This window comes from Halobellus sp. H-GB7 (assembly GCF_030848585.1).
Classification (GTDB): domain Archaea; phylum Halobacteriota; class Halobacteria; order Halobacteriales; family Haloferacaceae; genus Haloquadratum; species Haloquadratum inordinatus.
In genome coordinates, this window is the sequence record NZ_JAVDDW010000018.1 from 1 (window position 1) to 26,005 (window position 26,005).

Annotated in this window: 18 protein-coding genes and 1 pseudogene; 9 read left to right on the forward strand and 10 right to left on the reverse strand. The window is 56.9% G+C overall.

The annotated features are described in order from the left end of the window. Positions 1-248: 248 nt before the first annotated feature. Positions 249-407: pseudogene (locus tag RBH22_RS17250) on the reverse strand (RNA-guided endonuclease TnpB family protein); the annotation flags it as partial. 201 nt (positions 408-608) lie between these two features. Between RBH22_RS17250 and RBH22_RS17255 the strand changes: the two are divergent. Both RBH22_RS17255 and RBH22_RS17260 read left to right on the forward strand, forming a co-directional pair. Beyond that, the gene (locus RBH22_RS17255) at positions 609-1,931 is read left to right on the forward strand and encodes a methyl-accepting chemotaxis protein (protein WP_306678557.1); all 1,323 of its coding nucleotides are present in this window, start codon (positions 609-611) and stop codon (positions 1,929-1,931) included. 679 nt (positions 1,932-2,610) lie between these two features. Next, the gene (locus RBH22_RS17260) at positions 2,611-5,055 is read left to right on the forward strand and encodes a PKD domain-containing protein (protein WP_306678559.1); all 2,445 of its coding nucleotides are present in this window, start codon (positions 2,611-2,613) and stop codon (positions 5,053-5,055) included. A gap of 42 nt (positions 5,056-5,097) precedes the next feature. Here the strand turns inward: RBH22_RS17260 and RBH22_RS17265 are convergent, their stop codons facing one another. Continuing rightward, positions 5,098-5,460 carry a hypothetical protein gene (locus RBH22_RS17265; RefSeq protein ID WP_306678562.1) on the reverse strand — a complete coding sequence of 121 codons (363 nt, stop codon included), beginning with the start codon at positions 5,458-5,460 and terminating at the stop codon, positions 5,098-5,100. Positions 5,461-5,824: 364 nt separating this feature from the next. Continuing rightward, positions 5,825-6,577 (reverse strand): PKD domain-containing protein, encoded by a 753-nt coding sequence (locus tag RBH22_RS17270; protein ID WP_306678564.1) that lies wholly within the window; start codon positions 6,575-6,577, stop codon positions 5,825-5,827. Positions 6,578-7,115: 538 nt separating this feature from the next. Between RBH22_RS17270 and RBH22_RS17275 the strand changes: the two genes are divergently transcribed. From RBH22_RS17275 to RBH22_RS17295, 5 genes are all read left to right on the forward strand, one after another. Continuing rightward, positions 7,116-7,832 (forward strand): hypothetical protein, encoded by a 717-nt coding sequence (locus RBH22_RS17275; RefSeq protein WP_306678566.1) that lies wholly within the window; start codon positions 7,116-7,118, stop codon positions 7,830-7,832. Between the two features lie 443 nt (positions 7,833-8,275). After that, positions 8,276-8,815 (forward strand): Mov34/MPN/PAD-1 family protein, encoded by a 540-nt coding sequence (locus RBH22_RS17280; protein ID WP_306678568.1) that lies wholly within the window; start codon positions 8,276-8,278, stop codon positions 8,813-8,815. After that, complete coding sequence (locus RBH22_RS17285) at positions 8,808-9,362, forward strand: hypothetical protein (RefSeq protein WP_306678570.1); 555 nt, start codon at positions 8,808-8,810, stop codon at positions 9,360-9,362. Before RBH22_RS17280 ends, RBH22_RS17285 begins: the two co-directional genes overlap by 8 nt. 1 nt (position 9,363) lies before the next feature. Next, entirely contained in the window at positions 9,364-9,867 is a 504-nt protein-coding gene (locus RBH22_RS17290) for a hypothetical protein (RefSeq protein ID WP_306678572.1), read from the forward strand. Positions 9,868-9,965: 98 nt separating this feature from the next. Continuing rightward, the gene (locus RBH22_RS17295; RefSeq protein ID WP_306678574.1) at positions 9,966-12,161 is read left to right on the forward strand and encodes a PQQ-binding-like beta-propeller repeat protein; all 2,196 of its coding nucleotides are present in this window, start codon (positions 9,966-9,968) and stop codon (positions 12,159-12,161) included. Between the two features lie 338 nt (positions 12,162-12,499). Here RBH22_RS17295 and RBH22_RS17300 read toward each other — a convergent pair whose 3' ends face one another. The 3 genes from RBH22_RS17300 to RBH22_RS17310 form a co-directional block, all read right to left on the reverse strand. Beyond that, positions 12,500-13,915: a transposase gene (locus RBH22_RS17300; RefSeq protein WP_306678577.1), complete on the reverse strand. Its 1,416-nt coding sequence runs from the start codon at positions 13,913-13,915 to the stop codon at positions 12,500-12,502. 1,106 nt (positions 13,916-15,021) lie between these two features. Next, complete coding sequence (locus RBH22_RS17305; protein ID WP_306678590.1) at positions 15,022-15,582, reverse strand: response regulator; 561 nt, start codon at positions 15,580-15,582, stop codon at positions 15,022-15,024. Between the two features lie 152 nt (positions 15,583-15,734). Further along, positions 15,735-17,150: a transposase gene (locus RBH22_RS17310; protein WP_306678593.1), complete on the reverse strand. Its 1,416-nt coding sequence runs from the start codon at positions 17,148-17,150 to the stop codon at positions 15,735-15,737. A 350-nt stretch (positions 17,151-17,500) separates the two neighbouring features. Between RBH22_RS17310 and RBH22_RS17315 the strand changes: the two genes are divergently transcribed. Continuing rightward, positions 17,501-18,244, forward strand: coding sequence for a universal stress protein (locus tag RBH22_RS17315; RefSeq protein WP_306678579.1), 744 nt, complete (start codon positions 17,501-17,503; stop codon positions 18,242-18,244). 252 nt (positions 18,245-18,496) lie between these two features. Here RBH22_RS17315 and RBH22_RS17320 read toward each other — a convergent pair whose 3' ends face one another. After that, the gene (locus tag RBH22_RS17320) at positions 18,497-19,516 is read right to left on the reverse strand and encodes a bifunctional oligoribonuclease/PAP phosphatase NrnA (protein ID WP_306678580.1); all 1,020 of its coding nucleotides are present in this window, start codon (positions 19,514-19,516) and stop codon (positions 18,497-18,499) included. Positions 19,517-19,873: 357 nt separating this feature from the next. Here RBH22_RS17320 and RBH22_RS17325 point away from each other — a divergent pair, with 357 nt between their 5' ends. Continuing rightward, complete coding sequence (locus tag RBH22_RS17325) at positions 19,874-21,133, forward strand: inorganic phosphate transporter (RefSeq protein ID WP_306678582.1); 1,260 nt, start codon at positions 19,874-19,876, stop codon at positions 21,131-21,133. Between the two features lie 123 nt (positions 21,134-21,256). On the opposite strand, the gene RBH22_RS17330 is transcribed toward RBH22_RS17325, so the two are convergent. The 3 genes from RBH22_RS17330 to RBH22_RS17340 form a co-directional block, all read right to left on the reverse strand. Continuing rightward, entirely contained in the window at positions 21,257-21,676 is a 420-nt protein-coding gene (locus RBH22_RS17330; protein WP_306678584.1) for a universal stress protein, read from the reverse strand. A gap of 75 nt (positions 21,677-21,751) precedes the next feature. Further along, positions 21,752-22,618, reverse strand: a complete 867-nt coding sequence (locus RBH22_RS17335) for a universal stress protein (protein WP_114604729.1) — start codon at positions 22,616-22,618, stop codon at positions 21,752-21,754. Between the two features lie 202 nt (positions 22,619-22,820). After that, positions 22,821-25,457 (reverse strand): calcium-translocating P-type ATPase, PMCA-type, encoded by a 2,637-nt coding sequence (locus RBH22_RS17340; RefSeq protein WP_306678588.1) that lies wholly within the window; start codon positions 25,455-25,457, stop codon positions 22,821-22,823. Positions 25,458-26,005: the final 548 nt, after the last annotated feature.

A 26,005-nucleotide genomic window follows, 5' to 3' on the forward strand; every position in this document is an offset into this window, starting at 1 on the left:
AAGTGTACTTATCTCATTATATCATTCTCAGAATTTGAGAACTATACCGGTTCGTATATCATACTCCCCGACTCCAGCTGGTCGAGTAACGTGCGGGCGCTGTATCCCGGCGACCCCTGACTGCCTCGGGTGAGCACCTGATCGTTCAATCGAATAACTGTTCTGACTCTCATCTATCCTTCTGGAATGTTTAATCCAGGTGGGGGAGCGAGAGATCACCGCAGTCGAGGTCCCGAGTTCTATCGACGCTTGATATTCTCGAACTCGCGGAGGTTGTGGGTTAACTCTCGCCCGCGGAAGATGTAGGCGGTCCTTGTGACGGCGAGATTTTCGATATCGAGGTCAACCCCGAGGACCGTCCCGTCCTCGGCAGTGTTCCGCTCGGTGTCGTTCTTGGATCGGCGGAACCGACGCAGTTCGTGGATTCAATAGAGCCGTACAAACAAAACCGCTCGCCAGTCCGCCGCTGTCGTCGAACAACACCACAGCGATCTCGTTGCGGTCGCTGGGGATGCAACCAGTAGAGAAGAAGTCAAACAGCAGTCGGCTTTTTCGCCGAAATCGGTATCAGAGATTATATATTAGTGGTGACAGATAGTAGGGGTACAATGGCAACTGCAGAGGCCGGTACGACCGCAGACAAAGATTTCTCACAAGAGATTGTCAACGGAAAGGCTCTCCCTGAAGACGAACTCTGGGATGTCCTCACCAGTAATTTGCGTCAGGTAATGGAATCAACGGGTGCTGCAATGCGGATTGTGGACCTCGATTTCAACGTCGTCGTCGAAAACCAGCTGATGAAAGACCTAGGCGGAGTCGAGGCTGAATCGAGTGAGACGCTCAAATGCTTCGATCAGTTCTGCAATCCAGAGGTATGTGGAACGGGTAACTGTACGCTGAAACAGGTCGTCGACGAGGGCCAAGACGAGATTCGCGTCGAGGTCGAAAAGGAAAGCTACGACGGGCAGATTATCCCGACCGAACTCGTCGTACGTCCTATCTATGATTCTGCCGGCGACATCGTCGCAATCAGTGAGACGTTCCGTGATATCTCTGACCGTAAGTCGGCAACCCGAAGCATCAAATCAGCTGTCGACGAGGTCAAAGTCTCCTCAGAGGAGATTGCTGAAAACTCTCAGGACATTAGTGATCAGGCGATGCAACAACTGGAGTCAATCACGAACGTCTCCCAGGAGGTGTCATCGCTTAGCGCCACAGTCGAGGAAATCGCAGCGACAGCTGACGAAGTCGAATCGATCAGCGAGCAGGCCCGTACTCAGGCCGAAGCGGGTGAGGAAAAGGCTGAAGAAACGGTCGAGATGATGGACGACATCGAGACTGCAGCCGATGAAGTGACGAGCGACATTCGGGCGCTCAACGAGAGTATCCAAGAAATCGACGAGCTCGTCGACGTCATTAACGATATCGCTGATCAGACGAACCTGCTGGCGTTGAACGCCTCGATCGAAGCAGCCCGCGCTGGCGAAGCTGGCGATGGCTTTGCGGTTGTCGCCGATGAGGTCAAAAGCCTCGCGAACGATTCACAGGAACGCGCTGCCGAGATCGAAGCCATCGTCGCCGATGTGCGAGCACAGACGTCTGAGGCAGTTGACAACCTCGAAGCGACGAACGACGTCGTGCAGGACGGCGCTGCGAAGGTACAACGCTCCAGTGAGACGTTCAAAAGTATCGCCAACGTGGTCGAGGAAGCCTCAGACGGGATCACCGAAGTGGCGGATGCCACGGATGATCAGGCGATCAGCACCGAGCAGATCGCTAGTCTGGTAGATGAGACTGCCGAAGACTTCGAACGGGTGACCGATGAGGCCGAGTCGATCGCCACGGCGAACGAAGAACTGACGTCGCGAATTCAAGAGGTGAGCCGGGAAGTAGACGAGCTGAACTCTCTGGACGTCCAGAGTCAGCTGTGACGATTCACTCTTCCGTGCGACGCGCTCAGAAGTGAGGTCAAACAGCTGGAGTCGCCTCTGCCTATTATTCCTATATATTTTGAATAGTTGTAATGCATCTACAATATCCAATATCGCAGTTAGAATCATATAGGCTAATAATTTAAAATTAAGATCAAGCAATAGACTTGTGAAAGAAGGTAAGTATTGTATTTCTGTAGGTACATCATACTATAGCCAGCGAAGAACAAGTTCAATAACGTAGACAGATTAGTTGCTTGTAATGGTGGGGCCAGATGTTAGACAACGCTTACTCGTGGTGCTCATTCTCGTCTGCGTCTGTGGGCTCTCTGTGGCGTCCCCTGTCTCGGCCGGGGAGCAGCCGAGAGGAAACGAGAGTCTCAAAACGGGTGTCGGGCTTGCACAGACCGGGTCGGCAGAGTTCACTGTCCAAGCCGTTTCCAAAGCGGACGTGGTGCAGGGGGACACGTTCGATGCAAGAATGAAAGTCACTAATACGGGCGATGAAACGGGCACGCGAACGTTGACCTTCGACGTGGGATCGATTCACCGCGAGACGGACATGAGGCTGTCGCCGGGTGAGACAGACACGTGGTATCTGACGGTTGACAGCGATCCGCTCTCGGCGGGTGAATATACGCAGTATTTCCGGACGCCATCGGACACTGACGATCTGCCATTGACCGTCAAGGCAGGTGAGCCAAACTTCCTCGTCGGTAACCTCCGGGTTGAGCAAAACGGCGAGACAGTCTCGCGGATAGACAAGGGAGAGTCGGCGGAAATCAAGTACGCACTCTACAATGACGGCGAGGGGAGGGACGGACAGTTCGCGAACTGCTATCTCGCAAGTTCACACGTCGGCGACCAGTTCATCGAACTGGAGCCGTCAGAGTCCGAGACTGATCTGTCTTGTTCGTTCGATACCGACGATTTGTCTCCCGGACGGTACGAATACGGCGTTGAGTCGGACGACGACTCGTGGTACAAGGATCTCTATATCGACAAGCCGCCACAACCGCCGACGATCACGTCTGCGTACCCCTCCGGAGACGTCAAACTCAATCACGAGACAGGTGACTCCGAAACATTCAGCGTCGACGTTTCCGATCCCGACTCAGATTACGATGCCATCTCGACCGAGTGGTCTGTCGACGGTGTCGGCCGCGGGACTACTGACGAACTCACTGTCTCCGCTGATGACCTCTCGCCGGGGATGCACACGGTGAGAGCGACCGTTGACGACAACCAAGCCGAAACCGAGAGTGTGAGCCGCGAGTGGTCCGTTCGCGTCGTCGTGCCACCGAAAATAGATGGAAAAGCACCGCAACAGCCCTCAGTGAATGTCGCTCCGGGCGAGTCGGCCTCATTCGACGTCAAGGTCGACGATGCTGATACGCCTGACTCGAACATCGACGTGTGGTGGGAAGTCGATGGCGACCGATCTGGGTCCGGGCAGTCATTCGAGATAGACAGGAGCGCACTTGGATCCGGCAAACACACGGTGAGCGTAACCGTTTCCGATGGGACAAGCCTCACGGACAACGCACGGGCTGAATGGACGATTAAAGGCCTCTCGAAGCCACAGATCCACAGCATCTCGCCGTCACGTTCGTCAGTGGCACCCGGCGAACCGGTTTCGTTCTCAGTCGATGCAAGTGATCCGAACGGGAAGGGTATCGCGACCGTACAATGGGAACTCGCCGGCCAACAGTTCTCTGGGACGACGGTAGAACACACGTTCCAGCAAGTCGGTACTGTCGACGTGGAGGTGAGCGTGACAAACGAAGCTGGGATCACCACAATCAAATCCAGAGAAGTGTCGATCGAGGCAACACCACCGAACGTACAGGGTGCGGGCCCGACACAGTCGGTCGTCGCAGTGGGGGAATCGCTCCAGCTCAGTGCTAACGCGACCGATCCGAAGGGGCGGTCGCTCTCCTTTGATTACCGGTGGGAGTTGGGCACCGAAGAAGTCAGCGAGCAGCAATCGACGACGATGAGCTTCGACGAGGTCGGCCAGCACAAACTCACACTGACGGTCACGAACTCCTATGGGGCGAAGACAACCCGGATGTACACGGTTCGCGTCCGCAATGACCGACCATCGGTCGATCGTCAGCAGCCGACTGACAAATCCATATCCGTCCTGTCACAGAATCCCGTCCGGTTCGCCGCCGAGGTGACGAACCGCGACACCTCGACGGCGACCGTGGCGTTCCAAATTGGTGAGTCCACAGTCGAGACACGTAATGTCGACAGCGACAGACAGCGCGTCGCGTTCCAGCACACGTTTGACACGCCCGGCGAGAAGACCGTCACGCTCGTCGCTCGTGACCAACACGGGGCCGAGAACGAAGTCACGTGGGACGTGAACATCAAAAGCCGACCACCGCGCTTCGTCGACATATCACCGAGTCAGCAGCGTCTCTCGCTGATGTCTGGGTCGACTGCCTCATTTTCGGTGGACGCGCGTGATCCCGAACAGGAAGGAGTGACCTATCAGTGGTCGCAAAACGGGAGTACAGTCGGTACTGGACCGTCACTCGAGCGGACGTTCGACGAGGCTGGGACGTACAATGTCACCGTTGAAGCGGCAGATCCGCGGGAGAGTGCGAGCACTCGATCGTGGTCCGTGGACGTCGATAGCTTCAGTGAACCTCCGACGCAGAGCCTGCACCTGACGAACATCAAGATCGATCCACAGAGTGAGCGGACTACCAAGACGTTCCTCACTGTCTCGATGGAGAATCCCAGCTCGAACGACCGCACTGTCGTCGTCGACTTCATCATCGACACGCCGGACGGCCTCGACGTCGTCCGAATGCGAGGCGTCGATGCGGCAAACAAGGCGCAGATCACGGGGAAGGGTCGTATTGACCCTGGGTCGCAGCGCTCGATGCGCGTCGGCCTTCGGATCGCAGATGAATCGCTGATCGGCTCCGACGTCCCGATCGATGTCACGATCCGATACTACCCCGCCGGTCATCCAGAGGACCTGACCTACATCCGACAGTCCAACGAGACGATTAGCATCCGTGGGCCGAGTTTCATTGAACAGCTTTCATCGTGGTTCGATGGCGTTCTTGGCGGTGTTTTCGGGTCTGTGACCGTACCCGACGCGTAACGAGAGGAAGCCAAGAACCACTGGACCGGATGTTTTCTGCCCTTACCGAAAGACGAGGACGAGAAGCGCACCGACAATGAGCCCACCGAGTGAGTATAGAATCGTCCGGTTGTCGTCAGGTTCCGAGGTCGGTGTCTCACCGAGTGGTCCCGGATTCGGGGTTTCGGTGTCGATCTCGATCGAGAACCCACTCAACCGATTGCTCTCTTCTGGGTATCCAACCGGGAAGTACTCGAAATCGACGATGAGGACTTCTGAGCCGAGGTCCCGAGAGAAGACGTTCGCCGACATCGTTACCGCCTCACCTGGTGAGACTCGAAACGACGACGTAAGTTGTCCCTGACCACCGCTGTTGACGTTATCCGTTCCTGAGACGTACATCCCCGATGGAATCGTCAGTACCATCTGCACAACGAGTGGACAGGGGTTTGAACGTGGAGCGGTCGCCTGCCCTGAGATTTCGGCAGGCGTATCGGTGGTGATGGTCTCATCTGTCGCCTTAATTTGGACGTGACTAATCCCCGTCGAAGCCGCATCTGATTGGGTACACGCTGTATCCGTCGTCGCCCCGAATGGCGTTGCATCATCGCTCAGTGATGCCTGTACGCTGCCCGCAGCGCTCGTGAGTACGAGTACGCCCACCGCAAGCAACACAATTGCCGTCCGCCAGCGTCTCGAAGTTGATCCTCTACTCATCGTTCCTGGTTTGCAGTGCTGATTACCATCGGTTTGAACGGTCTCGTGAGTTGTCGTGTGTGCGGCATCCGGACTAGCTATCCGTGACGATGATCGGAATGGTCCCTTGTCGCGTCTGTTCGTCCCCCTCGTCGAAGGAGTAGTTGGCGATTCCCTCAATTTCGAAGTGCCCCGTGCGCGTGGCCGCGAGTCGAATGCTCGTGCCTGCGGTCTCACCGGGTGGAAGGTTGAATGTCGCCGCATACTGGCCATTGCCACTCTCAGCCAACGACGTGCCGCGAAGGCTCATCCCGCTGGGAACTTTCAACACCAGCCGAATGGAAAGGTCCTTTTCAGGGTCGAGGTTGACCGCACTAAATTGGAGGACGGCGGTTTCGTCCGTGCTGATCCGTGTGGCTACGCCCCGGAGATGGAGCGAAATTCGGTCTGTCGACATCGAAATCGGGTTCTTTGTTTCGGGACGGGAAGCCTCTCGCTCTTCGACGTAGACTGTTTTCGTCGTCCGGTCCATATTCAGCCCTGGGATGATTCCGAACGGCGCTGTCGTGCGGAGCGTAACCGTGTGTGCGCCACTCTCTTCGAACGCGTGTGTGACTTGCGCTCCTTCGGCATCGAAGTTCACGAGGCCCGGTGACTTATCGAAGAACCATTCCCACTTTGATGCGGTCGACTCACTCGCGTCGAACACGATCTTCTCACCGACCACCGGACTCGGTGGCGTATAGGTGAACGCTGCCTCTGCCTGGAGTGGGTTAGACGAGAGACACCCAGAAAGTGTCGTGAGAGCAGCGACAGCCCCACCACGGAGGAGATTTCGGCGCTTCACACGCTACAATAAGTAACAGTCCCAATGAAACTTTCTCGTCTTCCAGAACGCGGTCTGTCTCTTTCGCTGAGACAGGCGGACGGATTGGTTGCAGTTTCTGGGACCCAGTGACATCCTCCCGCGCCTAAAGACGGGGGCCTCCCACCCGGTGTTGGCCGGGCAGGTCAATCCTGAAGGTTGGGAGTCTAAGGTTTGCTGGACAGTCAGCCAGTGGCTTTGCCACGAAGCCGTTACTCGTACCCTGTAGAGGGCTTCGAGCTACCTGATTGTGTAACGACTGTCGGCGTGGGCGGCTTACCTTTTGATTTCGGCTACGAACCGTGGCAAACACCGAGTCAACTGCCAGTTCTCCACGCACAGTCCGTAGTACGTGGTTTGTGACTTAAATCGTCGGATTCATCTGGTGGCTGAAGCCACCAGTATTTTCCTCGAATCTCTATAACCCTAACTCGTACCTATTACGAGTAAAGGATACCAGTAAATATAAGTAACTGGTAAATAACAGGTTAGAGTGTAGCCAATGAACACGAAATTCCGTATGGTCACTGTGCTAGTGCTCTCGCTCGTGCTCGTGGGGAGCACGATCGGGTTCCCACTAGCCGCCGGAGTTGCGAGCGCACAGGAGACGAACACCACCGCGACCGCGACGTCGACGCCAACGCCGACTGCATCGGACACCACGACCGCAGCCGCCTGTGAGGACCCGAGCCTTCCGCAGATGGACGCTGCTCGGCTCTACGCGCCTACCCAACAGATCGAGGCCGGACAGCCCGGCCGCATCGAGGGCGGTTTCGACCTCGACAATCAGGCAGAGTGTCCTGTCGTGGTCGAGGTGCGACTGATGGTCCAGTCCGGGATGAGCGTCAGCGGCGGTAGTGACTGGGGCTCGACCGCGGCCGGGATGGTCTCCACCGAGTTCACGATCACGCCGGACGGCTCTGACACCGAAGACATCGCCGCGAACGTCTACAGCCGAAACACCGGCGAAGCTCGTGTCGACGCCGAAATCGAATACTGGCCGGAGGGCCACCCCGAGATGAGCCAGAACCTCGACAGTCAGCGGTTCTACTTCGATGTCACCGAACCGGCCACGGAGACGGCCACTGGCGGTACCGGCGGCGGGAGCGATGGCAGCAGCATCCTGTCGGGTCTCTCGAATCTCGATTCGGAGATTCTGCTGTTCTTCCTCGCCGCACTCGCCATCGTGGGGATGATGTATATCGCTCCCAAGCTCGGGATCAACCTCGGCAAGTAAGCACCGACCATCTCTCCCCCACCCCAGCCATCCAGGGCAACTATCGACGCGCTCTTGGGGGAGTGACAGCGGGTCTCGCCGACGGAGATACGAAACGCAGCGACGTACAACCCAACCAACGGCAAAACACAATGTTCGACAATATTTTTGGCGGCTCAGACGACGAAGACGACGACAAGAACGACGTCCAGCGAAATGACGCCGATAGCGAATGGGACATCGAAATATCGGGACACACCGGCTTTAGGAGCTCAAGTAGTAACGACAGCAGCTCCAGTAGTGGATGGTTTCGGACACACACCATCTCCCTCGATTTGGACTCAAGTGAGGGGACGGCATCAACGGACACACAGTCTCCGTCCCAGCCGTCGCAGCCGGCGGTACCCGACGAGCCCACGACAGGACCATCGCCCGGGTCCAGTTCGTACGACCGTGGGACGTTCGTGTTCCCCGATAGCCGCGACTTTATGCAGAAGGTCGAGGCACGCGGTCTCAACGGGGCACACAACCGCGTCGAAACAGTGTACGTCCTCGCAGGCAATTCTTATACGACGCCAACAGATCTGTTCCGACTCGACAATCCGTCGTACTACAAGTCGGCGACGCGTCGGAGCGTCGTCTCTTACGGTCGGAAGATGGCCAACAAAGTCGCTGCGCTCTATCCCAACGGCAAGGCGCCCAAACTGTTAGTCCGGTTCCACACGCACCCGGGTGGCTCGACCCGACCGAGTGACGCCGACAGACAGAGTGCTGCGCAGGTCAGAGACAACTTCGCCGACGCCTTCGGGACGAGCGACTTCGAGTTCTTCCAAGGGATCCACGCCTACAAGGACCACGGCAGTAACCCGTCGCCCTCGGAACGGCACTCACCGACGGCCCGCAGCAATTCGGTCTCGTGGCGGGGCGAGCAGTATCGACACGAACTGGCCCTCTTCGGACCGAAGTTCCAGAACCCGCGGAAAGCAGTGGTGACCGATGACTGACGACAGTGAGGAGCTCGCAGCGGCGCTTCAGCAGCTGGACGCCGAGACTGCTGAGGGCCTTCGAGACCTCGCGGAGAATAACCCCGAGTTACTCCGAGAGACGCTCAGTGACCTCGGATATCTCCCGACGATCAATCAAGAGTCGCAGGCGGCGGAGAAGTCGGTTGATTTGCCAGACGCTCAGCGCCGCCTTGCAGACGCGCTGCAGGAGATGGGGAGCCCCCGTACTGCCGAGGAAGTCGTCGACCTCATACAACACGAATTCCCCGAGATCGTAGACGAGTTCCAGTCGGCGAAGCACCGCCCCTGGATGTCGACGCAGTTGAACGAACTCGTCGAGCGTGGTCTCATCGGTCGGTTCCGCGACGGACGGACAGTCAGATACACGTTCAAACCAACCGAGGCAGTTCGTCACTGGGCGCTGCACAACAACCGATTCGTCGAAGATCTCGAACGCGGGACCGCCCGCGAGATCGCCGGCGATACCGGAATGCCCGTCCGTACGGTTCGCGAAGCCATCGACGAAATTACAGAGGAGAGTGACTGAAATGTCCGACCCAACGCAGGAACCCGAGCGCGATCCGAAAAACAGCACAGAGAACGAGCACTCCGAAGCGGATTCCGTCGAAGATGAGGAGCCGTCGTCGGGTGACGATGATATCCGGCCGAATAACGAACGTACCGACCCAAGCGTGACTGTTCAGACAGTCACGGAACTTCACCGCCGACTCCTCGACGTGGACAGCACAGTTGGTGACCTCGAAACGACGCTGACAGTCATCACCGAACTACTTGCGGCTGACGAGAACACAGCCGGTGAGGAACTACAGGGAGAGGTTACCGACGTTGTCGAGCAGATCGATGCGGCAAACGCACAACTTGACGAGATCGCAAGTGCTGCTCGTCGGTTGAAAAAGCTGGTTGACGAACAGTCTAGCGACACATCAGGTGGAAGTGATGCCGAACCCAGTGGACGAGAGGGAACATCGGTCTTCGACGATGCCGATGAGTACGTCAGAAATACGGCCGCAGCAACTCCCGACGATCAGTAGTACTTGCTGTTCACACTACATCTCACTAAACTAATATTTTAGGAGTACATATTTTGTGGCACCCGAAAGATATAAAATTCAATAGGTAAATAATATGTATGACCTTTCTGGATCCAACTCGTCGACGATTACTTCAATATGTCCCTGTAGTTCTTGGAGCTGGGAGTCAAATAGACGTCGCTCAAGCGGCTGAAAATTCGAGGGCAGAGGGCTGGCCAATGGCCCAACATGATAAAAAACGAACGAGCAGTTCAGATGTTCTAGAAGCACCTGGTCCCCAATTAGAAACAGAGTGGTCTCGTAATTTGGGTGATCCTATCGGAGATATTATGGCCGTGGATGGAACAGTATTTGCGACGATATTAGGATCTACCAACGGATTAGCATTAAATGCGGAGACTGGAGAGGGAATCTGGAGTGGCCCAATAGAGACGTACCACAATGGATACATATATGGCCAAAATTCGTACTATGGTGACACTATTCACCAAATCGATCCCAGCAATGGTGAAATACGGTGGTCAAAGACTATCGAGACAGGAAACTCAGAGTACGTGAGCAGACTGATAGGAAATCGTGATTCGATAATTGTTGCTGTGAAAGAAGACGGATCCCAGCGAACCGGGAGTCTTCATTCAATTTCAATCGATGATCAACGGCAACAATGGGTACACGACCGAGTCTCGGTGGGGGGGATGGCAATTGCTGATGGATCCGTATATTTCGCGGACTATGCAGGCCCTATTTCGCTCCACAGTATTGACCTGGATGATGGAACCTCCAACTGGGACATTGAAGTCAACAGTTTCGATGTTGGAACACCCACAGTCCAGGGAAATACGATCTACCTTCCAAATTCTGATGCTGATTTGATGGCCTTCGGTGCAAATCTGGGCACCAAAAAGTGGGAGTTCAACACCCCCGACGACAACTTCGGTTCGCCTGCTGTTACTGATGAATATGTAGTCAGTCCGCTTGGTGAAGGTGTCTTTTGCCTGTCACAGGATATGGGAATAAACTGGGAGTTCCAAGTCGAAGAGGACTGGGCGCCGGTTGGTGGAGTGGCAGTCGTACGGGATAAAGTGTATTTCGGGGCGCGCGACGGCAATTTTTATGTGTTAGATTTGCATACGGGTGAAGAATTAAACCGGTTCGAGACGGACAGCGAGATCGTTGGATCGCCGGCAATCGCGTATAATAAAGTGTACTTTGGGACGGAGGATGGGACAGTATACGCTTTGACTGATCAGCCGAATAAACGACCTGACCCCGATTTCAGTTATTCACCTAGAAATCCCCGTGTTGATACCGAGGTGACATTCGATGCAAGTGAATCGACTGATGACCGGTCGATCGTGGAGTATGATTGGACGTTCGGGAATTCAAATCTTGGTCCCGGTACTGGTGAAATTGTATCAAAAGTATTCGAGACGCCAGGCAGGAAAGATGTCGAATTAACAGTAACCGATGATCAGGATGCTTCTGCAACAATTTCAAAAAGCGTAGACGTCGTTCGAGCGAATCAGGTCCCAGAGGCAATTATCTCACATTCACCAAATGAACCAGAAGTTGGTGATTCAGTGACCTTTGAGGGAACCGCGTCATCTGACCCGGATGGAACGATTGAAAAATATGAGTGGGATATCGACCAGGATCCCAACCCAGGATATCATATTGACGGGGACGTTGTCGAATACTCCTTTGAGAGCCCCGGTGATAAAAACGTCAAATTGCGAGTCACCGACGATGACGGACTCGAAGCCAGTACTGAAAAGCAAGTTACGGTGGTTCAACAGCAAGTGAATTTTGAATTCACGGGGACGCAAACAGAAATCACACTTGATGAGGATGCTATCATTACACTTAGCATCGTGAACTATCTTTCAAACAAAGAAGTAACTGTACAGTTAGTGATCAACACCCCGAGTGGCATATCTGTGTCCAGTGTGGCAGGTGCTGATTCAGGATCAAATCAGTACAATGCGGTAGAAACTATCGACCCGGCAAGCCAATCGAGCATTAGTATTCGCTTGGCGGCGAATGAGCCAGGCGAATTCGATGTGGGTGGGATCGCAATATGGTATCGTGGTGACGATGAGGATGACGTCAATCGGTACACAGACAGTGTGACAATACAAGCTCAGTCAGAAGGCGGGTCCGCTGATAGAAGCGACCAGAACGGTGATCCGACATCCAGTGAAGCCCCCGGTTTTGGTATCGGCACGGCACTCGGGGGGGTCGCTGGTAGCTCCGCTCTCATCAAATGGCTCCACGACAGACGCCCGCGGGAGTAGTTTCCGACAGATAGCCCCGACGGGATGAAAGGGGGTATTGAACGCTCGATCCTCGTTGGCGGCGGAGAGCCCCCAGAACCTGAGCCGAAATCGAAAGATCCGCGAAAGCCGTAGGCCTCGTAGAGCAGTCCCAGTTAGGGACAGTGATGGAAGTTGAGACTACACCGGATTTAGCGAGGCTGTGATGCGTGAATTTGGCCGATTCAGTCAAGGCAAATCACCTCATATCACTCCCTAAGCGGTCATTCCTGTCATACTTTCAATTGTATGGACGAATTTTCGTGACTTCCAACAGTGTAGCCACTCAGACGGCGAGCTAACCTAGACAGAGTGTCTCTCTACCCAATTCCAGTCTCCTTCTTTAGCAGCGTCAGCGTATTGTCGGCTGTTACGATCGGCGAGTGCTCGTACTCACCAGTCAACTCAACCTGCACGAGCAGATCGACAGCTCGCCAGATCGAGTACAGGAGACACGCGAATGCGAAGTAGAAGAACCGTAGCCCGAAATCCTTCGACGTTGTCGCAGCCATGAACCGTTTGATCGATTTGTAGCCGCTCTCGATCTCCCAGCGATAGCCGTACTCTGTGAGGTGCCCGCTCCCGCAATTCGACATGAACACCGAATACTGCCGGTGATCGTCGTGCTCGGAGTCCTCTTTCCGGCGGTAGGTCAGCGTCGTCTCGTGCCACTCATTTTTTCCGAGATGGAGCTTCCGGTCGGCCTCGTAGCGGTCTTGGCCGCGCTGGAGCAATCGCTTGGCCTGGGCTTTCTCGCTGGTCTGCATTCGTTTCGGCACGACGTATGAAAGCCCACGTTGGCTGAGCATCTCCAGGACGTGCTGGCTATCGAACTCTCGGTCCATCAGCACGTTATCGACGTGAACCATCTCCTCGGCAGAATTCAAGAGGTCCTTGACGATTTCTAAGCGGGACTCACCCTTCTGAACTGGCCGCGCATCAAGGACGATCGGGACGGCGTTGCCGACTAACTGGACTGTCGCCCACTGATAGGCGTACTCGTCAGTTGTCTCCTTGGTGCCGATAATTTCGTCTTCGTGGCCCGTTCTATCGCCCGTGAACGGGTCAGCTTCGGTAATGTCGATCGCGACGATCCCCGCTCGAAAGAACTGCTCTGTCCCGGCAACTTCGTTCAGGAGCCGAGTGACGGCCTGCCGGTACATCGCTCGAACCTGTTCAATCGAGAGGTCGCGGATGTGCTCGCGATGGGCGTGGCCCAGCGGTGTCCGATCCCGAGTCGATTCGTAGATAAAACTGCGAGCCCCTTCGTTCGCAGCCAGCCGCTCGCGAAGTCCGAGATACGTCTGTAAGTCCCAGTAGGCGTTCTCGTGTATCTCACAGCCCTCGCCACGTTCCAGCGAAAACGCCGGGAACACGATGCGGCTGACGTGTCCGGTGATCTTCTCTGCCTGCTCCAACGTAGTTTGATCATTCGGGTCTGACTCACCAGACTCGTTCCCGTGGTATCGGAGCTTTCGTGCCGGTTCACGCGGAGTCTCGACACCCGCATTCTGGGCTTTGATGAGAATCGTTCGAGCCGCTGTCTCGACAGTCTCTCGGAGGTCAGGGGTGAACCGCTCGTGCCAGCTTCGCCACAGTGTCGATTGGTACGGGATCGTCTCGAACCCCAGTTTATCGCGGAGTTCAGGGCGGTTCCTGAGGTAGCCAACGAGTGCGGTTTCGTGCTCCCACCCGTGGCATTCTTGCAGGACGAACACCCGGAAGAGAGTGGCCATCTGGTAGCGTGTCGACCCCGCATACTGATCATGGGCGCTAAATCGAAAGTAGGCTAGCGGGAGTGCACAGACGAACTCCTCGATAGAGTCGTGACTATCGTGATCGAACCACGTCTCTGAGACTGTCCGGATATCAGATTCCAGTCCAGCGAGCGACGTTCGATCGTACAGTAGTGTCGAATTGTACGCCGGCCACTCACTATATTGTCGTTGGGCGATCCGTCGAAACGTAGTCCGACAGGACTGACTGGTGTAGGGCATCAGTCTATAGAAAGTAGAACGAACTCAAAACGCGTGTTATATTTAATTAAACGGGGGTGGGGGGGTGGGGTGGGTGTGCCTCTGACGCTTCGCTGGATACCAGTTTGAGAGGTATCCGGTTCGATTATTATTGAGGAAGAATATAATTCTGAACCCAATAGATATACCTGATCAATATTGTCAACGTCTAAGTATTGGCCTTACTATCTATAATCCGGCTTTGAATGGTGAACGGGGCTATGTATAGTGTAACTCGTGGATTGTCTCTGCTAATAAGTGCCAATACTCTATCCAGTTTTAATCCGTGAATTGCCGCAGGCTTAAGCCATCCTCCTATACCGTTTATAAAATGAGGGTTTGGAGCTTCATTGCAGAAATTAAAGCAGAGAAAGCAGCATAGCAAATGATATAATTAACACAATTGAAACATATAATAATAAACCGACAAACTCGATCAATCTCATATCCAAATGAGTACCATATTATGAAGCGACACAGCGCTCCATACGACCAAAACTGAAAGGTATGCTACATTGCTCCACAGATCGATATTATGTCTCGATTGTGCGACTCCGGGAAGCAGGTATTCACCAAGAAAGAATAATAACACTAGTGACACCGACGAGAGAAAGAATAGGCCGGGGATGATTCCGAGAGTCTCAACAATAAGTACGACAATCGGATTGGCTTCTCGCAGTCCGATGCTTAGCCCATAGTACGTGAGACTCGCATCTATAGCTCGTACGAAGACCAATCCGATGAGCAGCGGATATTTATTTTCTGCGAGTACTTCGATACTGCTGCTGGTAGCACAATTAGTGGATGCCACGGCTCCTCGCACCATATCAGAACTGCTCTACAGGTTGGGATCCGATACGCTGGTCTCTGACCAGCATATCGATCTGATAATCTGTCTCGAGACGCTGGAGTGTCGTATCAGCTTCTTCCTCCAACTCTCGTATTCTCTGGAGGAGATCGCCGTATCGGTCGTCCTTTTCTAGCTCTGTTTTGTCGAGGTTCGCTTCTAACGTGGCTTTCCTCGCGGTGAGTGAGAGAAGCTCTGTGAATGAATCTTCGTATGTTAGAATCAGCTCTGCAGCTTCCACAGCTCGAAGAAGCTTTGTCCGGTCGATTGGTTTGAGAAGATAGTCATCCACATCGATGGACGCTAGGTCTTCCGTTGGCTGAACAGCTGTTACCATGATCACCTGCTGGGCATCGCCGCCTTCACGAATTGATTGTAGCACCTCCGTGCCAGAGAGGCCCGGCATTCGACGATCTAAAAGGACAATATCAATCGGTTCCTCAGCGAAGATTTCCAGTGCATCTTCCCCGGAATAGGCCACATGAACCTCGAACTGCTCCTGTTGGAAGTTGAGACTACAGTGGGTATAGCAGGTCTGTATTCGTGAATTTAACCGATTCGGTCAGCGGGAACTGCCCCAGATGGCTCTCCAAGCGGCTATGCCTGTCATAAATCCAATCATATAGACAAATTTTTGAGACTTCCAGTAGCGTAGCCACTCAGAAACCAAGCTAACCCGAACAGAGTTCCTCACTACCCGATTCCAGTTTCCTTCTTCAGCAGCGTCAGCGTGTTGTCCGCTGTAATCACCGGTGAGTGCTCATACTCGCCAGTCAACTCGGCTTGGACGAGTAGATCGACAGCGCGCCAGATCGAGTACAGCAGACACGCAAACGCGAAGTAGAAGAAGCGAAGCCCGAAATCCTTCGACGTAGTGGCGGCCATGAATCGCTTTATCGATCTGTAGCCGCTCTCAATTTCCCACCTGTAGCCATACTCCGTGAGGTGCCCGCTCCCTCGATTCGTCATGAACACCGAATACTGCCGGTGATCATCGTGCTCAGTGTTCTCTTTCCGGCGGTAGATCAGCGTCGTCTCGTGCCATTCGTTCTTGCCCAGATGGAGTTTCCGGTCGGTCTCGTATCGATCCCGATCTCGTTGGAGCAACCGCTTGGCCTGGGCTTTCTCGCTGGTCTGCATCCGCTTGGGAACGACATACGATAGACCACGCTGGCTGAGCATCTCCAGGACCTGCTGGCTGTCGAACTCTCGGTCCATCAGTACGTTATCGACGTGAACCAGCTCCTCGGCTGAATCCAAGAGGTCCTCGACGATTTCCAAGCGGGACTCCCCCTTCCGAACTGGCCGTGCGTCCAGTACAATCGGAACGGCATTCCCTACTAACTGGACGGTAGCCCACTGATAGGCGTACTCGTCAGTCTTCTCCTTCGTCCCGATGATTTCGTCTTCGTGGCCCGTTCTATCACCGGTGAAGGGGTCAGCCTCGGTGATATCGATGGCGACGATCCCGGCTCGGAAGAACTCCTCTGTCTCCGCGACTTCGCTCAGGAGCCTGTTGACGGCCTGTCGGTACATCTCGCGGATCTCCGCGATGGAGAGGTCACGAATGTGTTCTCGATGGGAGTGACCTAACGGCGTTCGCTCACGAGTCGACTCGTAGGTGAAACTACGAGCGCCCTCGTTAGCAGCCAGCCGCTCGCGAAGTCCGAGATACGTCTGTAAGTCCCAGTACGCGTTCTCGTGAATCTCACAGCTGTCGCCACGATTCAGTGAGAACGCCGGGAAGACGACGTGACTGACGTGCTCCGTAACGGTTGCCGCTTCGTCAAGGACAGCTTGCTCGTCCAGATCTGATTCGTCCTCTTCGTCACCGTGAGATGGGAGGTGCCGTTCTGGTTCGCGCGGTACGGCGACATCTGCGTTCTGGGCTTTAATCAGTATGGTCCGCGCAGCTGTCTCGACTGTACCGCGAAGCTCGGCAGTGAACCGTTCGTGCCAACTGCGCCATAGCGTCGACTGGTTCGGTAAACTCTCCAAGCCTAACTGCTCGCAGAGTGCTGGGCGACACTCGAGATACTCGATTAGCGCTGTTTCGTGCTCCCACCCGTGGCATTCTTTCAGGATGAAGACGCGAAAGAGGGAGTCCATCTCGTAGCGAGTCGACCCTGCGTAGCGGTCGTGCGCGTCGAATTTGAAGTACGCCAGCGGGAACGAATAGACGAAGTTCTCGACCGACTCGTGGCAGTCGTGTCTGAACCAAGTCTGTGAGACTGTCCGAACATCTGATTCCAGCCCGTCGAGCGAGCTTCGTTCGTACAGCGACGTCGCATCGTACACTGGCCAATCAACGTGGGGTCGCTGGGCAATCCGTCGAAAAACAGTTCGGCGAGACTCATCAGTGGACGGCACGTAATACAGACAATAATTCACTGCCTTTATTGTCAGCGCGTATCTCCTTTCGTAACCAATCCAATCACTTCCGGTGGGACGTTCAAACAATGCCCGACAGACCCAGCATCTTGATTCCGGTACGTGTTCTTGAGGGAGAATCAATTCCGGAAGGTGTTCCCGAACTCCTTACGAACGCCCACGTCGTCCTGCTCGGCTACCACGTCGTGCCAGACCAGACCGCAACTGATCAGGCGCGATACCAGTTCGAAGACCAGGCCACCCGCCGTCTCAACGATTTCACGGCGATACTCGAACACGCGGGTGCGACAGTCGAATCCCAGCTCGTGTTCACCCACGATGGGCAGACAACGATCGATCGGGTGACGGACGAGCATGACTGCCTCGCGGTACTGATTCCAAACGCGACGAGACCGATCGAGAATGTACTCGTCGCGGTCCGCGGGATCGTCGGCGTCGATCGGTTTGTCCGCTTAGTTTCGGGGCTGTTCGCGACGCTCGACGTCAACATAACACTGTACCACGTCGCTGAAGAGGACGAAACTGACGCGGACGTGGAGACGCTGCTCGATGGGGTTGCGACTCGACTCTCCGATGAGGGACTCTCCTCAGACGCGATCGATATCCAAATCTCACGTGAGGGGACTCCTCAAGAGATGATCGTTGATGTTTCCGACAGCTACGACGCGATCGTCATGGGGGAATCTGATCCATCAGTGTCGACTTTCTTGTTCGGGATGACTGCGAACCAAGTCGCCAAGCAGTTCCTGGGCCCTGTATTCGTGATCCAGCACGGGGAACTGGACGATGCCGAGGAGACCGACAACGAGTGAGTACTCCGGAAAACCGCACGTGAAAGAGCGTGGAGTAAATCGAGTACCCGCGAAGTATCCTGTTCTTCTGCAATCTACCAATCACCTCTCTTGATGACTGCCTCCAGTTCGTGTTCCATTCACGCGACACGTTCAAACTCGCTGACAAGCTCCGCAAACTGTCAGAAACACGGTGACCGATTCAGAGCAATAGAGTCTGCAGGGTGTTACTGACGACAATAACACCCGTGACGGGACGAGTGGATGTTCGTGTTACTCCCCTGCTTCTTCGGACAGATTGAGTTCCGCGAACAGGCGTGCAGTAATGATCTGTTCAATAATCTCGAGCAACTGTGCGTCGTCGGACGTGTAGTCAGCAAAGATGCCAAGGGGGATTTCACCCCCTGCGACATCATGATGCCCACCGCCACTTCCGACATCATCGAACGCCTCGTTCAGTATATTGCCGACGTTCACCCGTGCATCTGGGGACCGAGCACTGAGGTGAATAGCGTCGTTGACGAGTCCAAACACGATGGCAGTTTGAACGCCCTCTAGTCGCACAAGATAATCGCCGGCTTGTGGGAGCGCATCCCGTTCGGCCGTCCGGCCAACATGAGAGAGGAGTACCGCTCCGTTTATCTGTCGATTGTCGATCGCGGTCGAGATTGCGTCAAGGGTTCCCCCGGAAACTGACGGCGTCGATAGCTGCCGGATCAGCTCTTGATCCGCGTACTCGTGAAGATACCCCGACGCATCGTACTCCTCGGAGGTCGCCCCGCGGAGGAAGTCAAGGGTATCCGAACGGATGGCAAACAGGAGTGCTGTCGCGAGATCCGCATCCAGATCGATGTCGAGAGTGCGTACGTACTCCGTAAGGATCGTCGCAGCTGCTCCCAGTTCCTCACGATGATCGACGAACCGGGCGTCGATATCCTCGGCAGGATGGTGGTCGATCACGATATCGACGTCCGTGTCGGGAGGAACCGTGTTGTTCTCGCCCGGGATGGAATGATCGACGAATGCGAGCAACGAGTCCGGTTGACGGTTCTGGACGGTCGCAACATCGTACGACTGGAGGTCGATATCGAGGAGATTGACGAACGCCCGGTTTTGCTGGTGGGAGATATCGCCGCTGTAGAGGATGTGCTGTTCGTCAATACCAGCCGCAGCCGCGATCCGGCCCAATGCGAGTGCGCTCGCGAGACAATCCGGGTCGGGGTTATTGTGGCAGACGATGTTGATCTCACTGCCTTCCCCGAGAAGTTCATGGAGTCGTTGTGGCTGGCTCATCTTCCCACATCTACAATCGCTATACAGTTACAGTACAGGATATATCAAGACGAGTGATTCATATGTCATTCATACGGAAATATTTTGAGAGTCCTCCAGGATACACGCTCTGTGTTGGTCAGCCGTTTCTGACTGTATTTGCGGAGCTTGTCTAGCGAGTGTTGAACGTGTCGCGCGAATGCAACATGGAGTGCCTTCTCGATTGCATCGTCTCGGATTAGTATGGACAACTGGCGTACTGCCTGCAACTGACACAGCAATACGCCCCAATCGCATGAGGGCTGCAGTCTCGTTCAGTCGGATACGTGATGATACGAAGGCCCAACTATTTTTTCGCAAGCAAACTTGAAGAACAACGTGGCAGAACTCCTAATTGTTGTGGGATTGGTAGTGGCTGTATTCGTCGGCTATAATATCGGGGGCTCATCAACTGGCGTTGCCTTCGGCCCGGCGGTCGGCAGTCGGATCGTCAGGAAGGTCACTGCCGGAGCGCTGTTCACCGTGTTCGCGTTCCTCGGGGCGTGGACGATCGGTCGCAACGTCATCACGACGATGAGTAGTCAGATCGTCGAGGCAGCAGTCTTCACGCCCGCGGCGAGCGTCGGCGTCCTCTTTTTCACCGGCCTCGCGCTCCTGATCTCGAACCTCTATGGCGTCCCGGCGTCGACCTCGATGACGGCTGTCGGGGCAATCGTCGGACTCGGGCTGGCAACGGGGACGCTCAACGCCGCACTGATGTTTACCATCCTGTCGGCGTGGATTGTCGCCCCGCTGATTGCCCTCGCTACGGGCGCGCTCATCGGCCGATACCTGTATCCCTACCTCGACGCCACACTCGCGTTCGGTCGTCTCACTGACCCGTTGATTGCCATCGATACGCGGAAGACAATCCCGCGGCTCTCGGTCAACGAGAACGTGTCGCCCCGGGATATAGGCGGCTCGGCACTCGTGGTGGTAATTGCCTGCTATATGGGGTTCAGCGCTGGAGCCTCGAACGCCGCGAACGCGGTCGCCCCTCTCGTCGGCAACGGAGCTATCGATCCCAGCCCGGCGATTCTTCTGGCGGTCGGGTCGATCAGCCTCGGCGGGTTCACGATTGCCCGGCGGACGCTGGCGACAGTTGGCGATGACGTCACCGATTTGCCGATTCTGGCCGCGCTCATCGTCTCGACCGTGGGAGCGACGATCATCACGGTCCTGTCGTGGCTCGGGATTCCAGCCAGTCTCGCGGTGAGTACGACCAGCTGTATCATCGGGCTCGGGTGGGGCCGGGCGAGTCGTGCGCGGACGCTCGCGGAAATAGCTACCCCGGCTCCTGTCGGCGAGCCCGGGCCAGGAGTCACGACCGGTGCACTCAAAGCGCCACCAGCTGAGGGCGCTACGGACGTCGCCGCGAGCCCGACGGTCGGCGAACTCGCCGAGGGTGAGGCCCCTGATCCAGACACACAGCAGGCGTCTCCGGACCGCGTGCCACGGGTCGGCGAGGAAGATCTCGAGGAGCTGTCCGCCGAAAGCCTGTTTGATCCCGCGGCGACAGCTCGCATCGTGGCGCTCTGGGTGATTACGCCGACAATCTCAGTCGTGGGAGCCTACCTCCTGTTTTCACTCCTCGTCTAAGAGAGCGCCCCAACCGCTGAGACCGAGCTGGATCGAGGTGATCCAGATAATAGTCGTACTGATCGGTCCCACACCGGTAACCGTGCCCGAGCCCGTCTTTCCGGCGATCTTCGTGAAAGCCACTCACCGAACAACAATTACAGGAACGGGCGAGTTGCGGAACACTTTCTGGGCGACGTTCCCGACGACCAGTCGATCGACCAACGAGCCGCCGTGAGTTCCGGTGACGACCGCATCGAAGTCGTCGGCTCTGTTCAAAATCGCCCGAGCCGGGTGGCCCAGTTGAACCTCGGTCGTGATCTCGACATCGTACTCGGCGGCGAGGTTCCGGGCGTCATTGAATACGTCCTCCGCACGCTCTTCGGCAGCCTCTTCGAGATCTTCCTCGAGAGCGAGTGACGTGGCTGTTCCCCCCCACGGTGACGGTTCGCCCACGACGTGCATGACAGTAATCTCCGCGTCGGGGTGGTTCTCGAGGGCGTACTCAAGCGCTCGCTGGGCCATTTCCGAGTCGTCCATCGGAACGAGAATTCGTGAGAGCATGAGATAGCTACGGACGCGGAGTGATTAAAACGGTGGGGCGCTCGCTCGAATATGCACTCGGCCGCAGTGAACGTGTTAGGTCTCGCGAGCGACGGTAATGGCGGGGACGGGCGCAGTTCGCACGGTTTGTTCGGCGACGCTCCCGAGGAGAATCCGATCAATGCCGCTGCGACCCGTCGTCCCCATGACGATAGCGTGGATCTCGTTTGGCTGGATGCTATCGAGGATGATATCCGCAGGTGATCCCCGTTCGACGTGTCCGATAGCGTCAAGCCCGCGAGCAGTGGCGTCAGCCACGATGTCATCAACTGCTGCAGTGGCTGCCTCTTCGAGTTCATCTCCCGACATCGCAGAACGAACGTCGAGGCGGAGTGACGACTCCTCTACGACCGACAGGGCATGGACAGTCGCGTCGAGCGACTCCGCCAGCGCAAGCCCCTGCTGGGCGGCGTACGTTGCCCCGGCACTCCCGTCCGTGGGAATGAGAATATTCTCGTAGGGGAACACCAACTGCTCGTCGGGTTGCATCCGTGCCGTAAGGACCGGCACGGACGATAGGCGGACGACCTTCTCACTCACACTTCCACGGAGATATCGCGATAGTCCCTCCCGACCGTGGGTGGACATCACGACCAGATCGTGATCGTATCGCTTCGCGTACTCGACGATCGTCGGGGCTGGAGACCCTTGAACGACATCAGTCTCATACTCCGCACCGAGTGTGGCCAGGGTTTCCCCGGCGTCGGCGACGATATCCTCGCCCTCTTGAACGAGTGCGTCAACCACCGTGTTTTCGACGACGGTGACGCTATCACGGGTGGTGTCAGCCACGAAGAGAACGTGGATAGTAGCGTCCATCTGGCGTGCGATTTCGCTCGTATGATGGAGGATATCAGAACTTTCTTCGCTCCCATCGACCGGGAGAAGGATATTCTTGTACATACCTGATACGACGTGCCCCGGGGAATAGTTTCTATGGTGATCCATTGAGACTGCTACCGGTGTTGCCACTCGACAAAGCAGTGGTCACCCAGACTGAGCGGCTTACTATCCAATTTCCGTCTCCTTCTTCGCACCCGAATGGGACTTGCCGGGTTCGTCGTCGCCCTGCTCAACGTTGTCCTTCCCGGTGACTTCGGGTATCTCAGTCAGCCGTCGTCCTCTGATTCGCGTCGCCTCGGCCGGGGTCGAATCGCCTGACGAACGCCGCGACTGCGAGGTAGAGCGGCAGACAGATGGCGACGACGCCGGCGAGCACGCCCCAGTCCACCAGCGAGAGCGGGACCGTCTCGAAGTACTGGTTGAGCGGCGTGTAGATAACCGCCAGTTGCAGGGCGAGTGACGTCCCGACCGCCAGCCCGAGCCAGCGGTTCGAGAACGTGGGCGTCTCTCGCAGCCAGCGGATGACGTAGAGTTTCACGAATTCGAGCAGGACGAACCCGGTGAACACCATGGTCATCACGTACGGCGTGACACTCGCCACGCCCGCGAGCGTGAAAAACATCAGGCCGAGCATCACGGCTGTCGTCACGGCACCAGTACCCCCCATCACGCCGAGCATTTCCCTGTCGATGATGCCCTGGTCTGGATCGCGTGGTGGCCTGTCGAGGATGTCCTCACTTGTGGGGTCGGTTCCCAGCGCTAGCGCCGGGAGGCCGTCGGTCAGCAGGTTGATCCACAGAAGCTGGACGGCCGGCAAGACGAGGTAGCCAAAGAGGGAGGCCAGAAAGACGATGGCCACCTCAGCGACGTTGGCTGACAGCAGGTAGGCGACGAACTTCCAGATGTTATCGAAGATAGCCCGTCCGCGTTCGACCGCCCGCTCGATGGTGGCGTAGTTGTCGTCGAGCAGGATGACGTCGCTGGCCTGTTTCGCGACATCGGTCCCGCGGATCCCCATCGCGATGCCCACGTCCGCGTTCTTGAGTGCAGGTGCGTCGTTGACGCCGTCGCCGGTCATCGCGACGATGTGGCCTCTGGCCTGAAGTGCCCGCAGGATGCGTACCTTGTGTTCCGGGGAGGTCCGCGCGAAAACGTCGACGGTCTCGACCACGTTGGCGAGTTCGTCGTCGCTCATCGACTCGACCTCCCGACCCTCCATGACCTCGCTGCCCATGCCGAGCGACTCGGCGATTGCCGCCGCAGTGCGGACGTTGTCGCCAGTGATCATCTTCACATTGATGCCAGCTCGCCGGGTTGCGGCGATGGCGTCCGCGACCTCCTCGCGGGCCGGGTCGATCATCCCGACCAGCCCGAGAAACGTCAGGTCGTCACCGTCCATCGCGTCGGCATCCTCGGCTTCCGCGATGGCGAGCACGCGGAGCGCGTCGGCGGCGAAGGCCGTCGTCTGCTTGCTGATGCGGCCTGCGAGTTCGTCGGTGAGTTCGACTATGCCGTCTTCGGTGCGCACCCGCGAGGACTTCTCGAGGACGACCTGCGGTGCACCCTTGACGTACGCCCCCTCGTCGTGGACGGTCCCCATCCACTTGCGTTCCGAGGAGAACGGAACCTCGTCGGTTCGGGGACAGTCCGCACGGAGTTGGTCGACATCGAACCCGTGTTCGGTGGCCGCGGCGACGAGTGCCTGCTCGGTCGGGTCACCGGAGTCGACCGTCGCGTCGTTGCAGAGCGCGCCCGCACGGAGGAGGGTCGCGACCCGGGCCGGCGGTGACTCGCCCACGTCGTCGATATCGATGACGTTGTCGGGCAGCCACAGGCGACTGACCGTCATCTGTCCTCTGGTGAGTGTGCCGGTCTTGTCCGTACAGATGGTGTCGACAGAGCCGAGGGCTTCGACCGCCGGGAGTCGGCGGACGAGCGCGTTCTCGTCTGCCATCCGTCGCACGCCGAGCGCGAGCGTCAGGGTCACCACAGCGGGCAGCCCTTCGGGCACTGCGGCGACTGCCAGTGACACGGCCGTCAGTCCCGTCTGGACCAGTGGCGTGTCTCGCAGGAGCAAGAGGGGGATGACGAGGGCAGCCAACCCCACCACACCAATCCCGAGATTCCGCCCGACTGTGTTCAGTTCCGCCTGTAGCGGCGTGTCGGTCTCCTCGGTCGCCGCGAGTTCGCTGGCGATCGTCCCCATCTCCGTGTCGTCACCAGTCGCTGTCACGACTACCACACCGCGGCCTCGCGTGACGTTTGTCCCCTTGTACAACATGCTCTCGCGTTCGGCCAGCGGCGTGTCCGTGTCGACCGGGTCGGGTGATTTCGAGACGGGCATGCTCTCACCAGTCAGGGACGCCTCGTCGACCTCCAGACTCGTCGCCTCGAGGGTTCGGGCGTCGGCGGGAACGACGTCACCGGCCCCGATTTCGACAACGTCACCGGGAACGATCTCGGTGGCCTCTATCTCCATCACCTCGCCGTCCCGACGAACGGTTGCGGTCGGCGCGGTGAGTTCCCTGAGCGATTCGAGGCTCTGCTCGGCCCGGTAGTCTTGGACGAAGCCGAACACGCCGTTGGCGACGACGATGACGACGATGAGGACGGCGTCTACGGTGTGGCCCGCCCACACCGAGAGGATGGCTGCTCCGATTAGCACCCAGATGAGCGCGCTGTCGAACTGTGCGAGGAATATCCGGAGCGTGGACCGCCCCGCACTGCGCGTGAATTCGTTTGGTCCGAACTCCTTGCGTCTGCGGGCTGCCTCGTCGCTTGCCAGTCCTGCCGGGTCGCTCTCGTGGGCGTCGAGGACACGGTCGATCGACTGGCTGTGGACTGGGCCGGTCCCTGGCTCGTGGTCGTCGACCAGGGTGGCTGACTGCGGATCGGTCATGAGTCGTTGACCCGTCGACTCGGCTCCGGACGGGCCCTCCGATCGGTCGGGGGGCCGGTTCGTCGCTGTTGATCCACCCACCCCCTCACGTTATAGTCAGACGAGACTAGCGTCGACTGGCACATAGAGCAGGGTTGTAGGAGCATAGGGAAAAACCGGGCTGGTAGTTCTTGCCCGGACGAGAGGGACGAGTCAGATGGGGACGATGATCACAGTACGTGTGACGGCAGCCAGGCCGAGTACCGTCGTGCAGCTTCCTCAACTGTCGAGTTCTCGGACGACAGTAGCCGGATCTGATGCACGCTGGACGACCGCTTGGGCGACGTTCCCGAGCAGTCGAGATGGCTACTGACGGCCGCCTCTCTGTTCGCGACTCTGTCAGAAATCTTGGATATATATTGTTCGACTGATTAGGAACCGTCGGTCAGCCGATGTCTCTCTCGTCGAGCCGGGACCAGTTTTCCAAGCCGACTCGGAGAGCGGCTTTGAGTGCCCCGAGGACGACGGGACCGAAGAACAGTCCCATAATCCCGAATGCGTACGCCCCG

Coding starts and splice junctions, on each gene's coding strand:
- RBH22_RS17265 (WP_306678562.1), bottom strand. CDS start 5,460: ATGGTACTGACGATTCCATCGGGGATGTACGTCTCAGGAACGGATAAC.
- RBH22_RS17275 (WP_306678566.1), top strand. CDS start 7,116: ATGGTCACTGTGCTAGTGCTCTCGCTCGTGCTCGTGGGGAGCACGATC.
- RBH22_RS17300 (WP_306678577.1), bottom strand. CDS start 13,915: ATGGCCACTCTCTTCCGGGTGTTCGTCCTGCAAGAATGCCACGGGTGG.
- RBH22_RS17290 (WP_306678572.1), top strand. CDS start 9,364: ATGTCCGACCCAACGCAGGAACCCGAGCGCGATCCGAAAAACAGCACA.
- RBH22_RS17315 (WP_306678579.1), top strand. CDS start 17,501: ATGCCCGACAGACCCAGCATCTTGATTCCGGTACGTGTTCTTGAGGGA.
- RBH22_RS17320 (WP_306678580.1), bottom strand. CDS start 19,516: ATGAGCCAGCCACAACGACTCCATGAACTTCTCGGGGAAGGCAGTGAG.
- RBH22_RS17295 (WP_306678574.1), top strand. CDS start 9,966: ATGACCTTTCTGGATCCAACTCGTCGACGATTACTTCAATATGTCCCT.
- RBH22_RS17255 (WP_306678557.1), top strand. CDS start 609: ATGGCAACTGCAGAGGCCGGTACGACCGCAGACAAAGATTTCTCACAA.
- RBH22_RS17310 (WP_306678593.1), bottom strand. CDS start 17,150: ATGGACTCCCTCTTTCGCGTCTTCATCCTGAAAGAATGCCACGGGTGG.
- RBH22_RS17340 (WP_306678588.1), bottom strand. CDS start 25,457: ATGACCGATCCGCAGTCAGCCACCCTGGTCGACGACCACGAGCCAGGG.
- RBH22_RS17330 (WP_306678584.1), bottom strand. CDS start 21,676: ATGCTCTCACGAATTCTCGTTCCGATGGACGACTCGGAAATGGCCCAG.
- RBH22_RS17335 (WP_114604729.1), bottom strand. CDS start 22,618: ATGTACAAGAATATCCTTCTCCCGGTCGATGGGAGCGAAGAAAGTTCT.
- RBH22_RS17285 (WP_306678570.1), top strand. CDS start 8,808: ATGACTGACGACAGTGAGGAGCTCGCAGCGGCGCTTCAGCAGCTGGAC.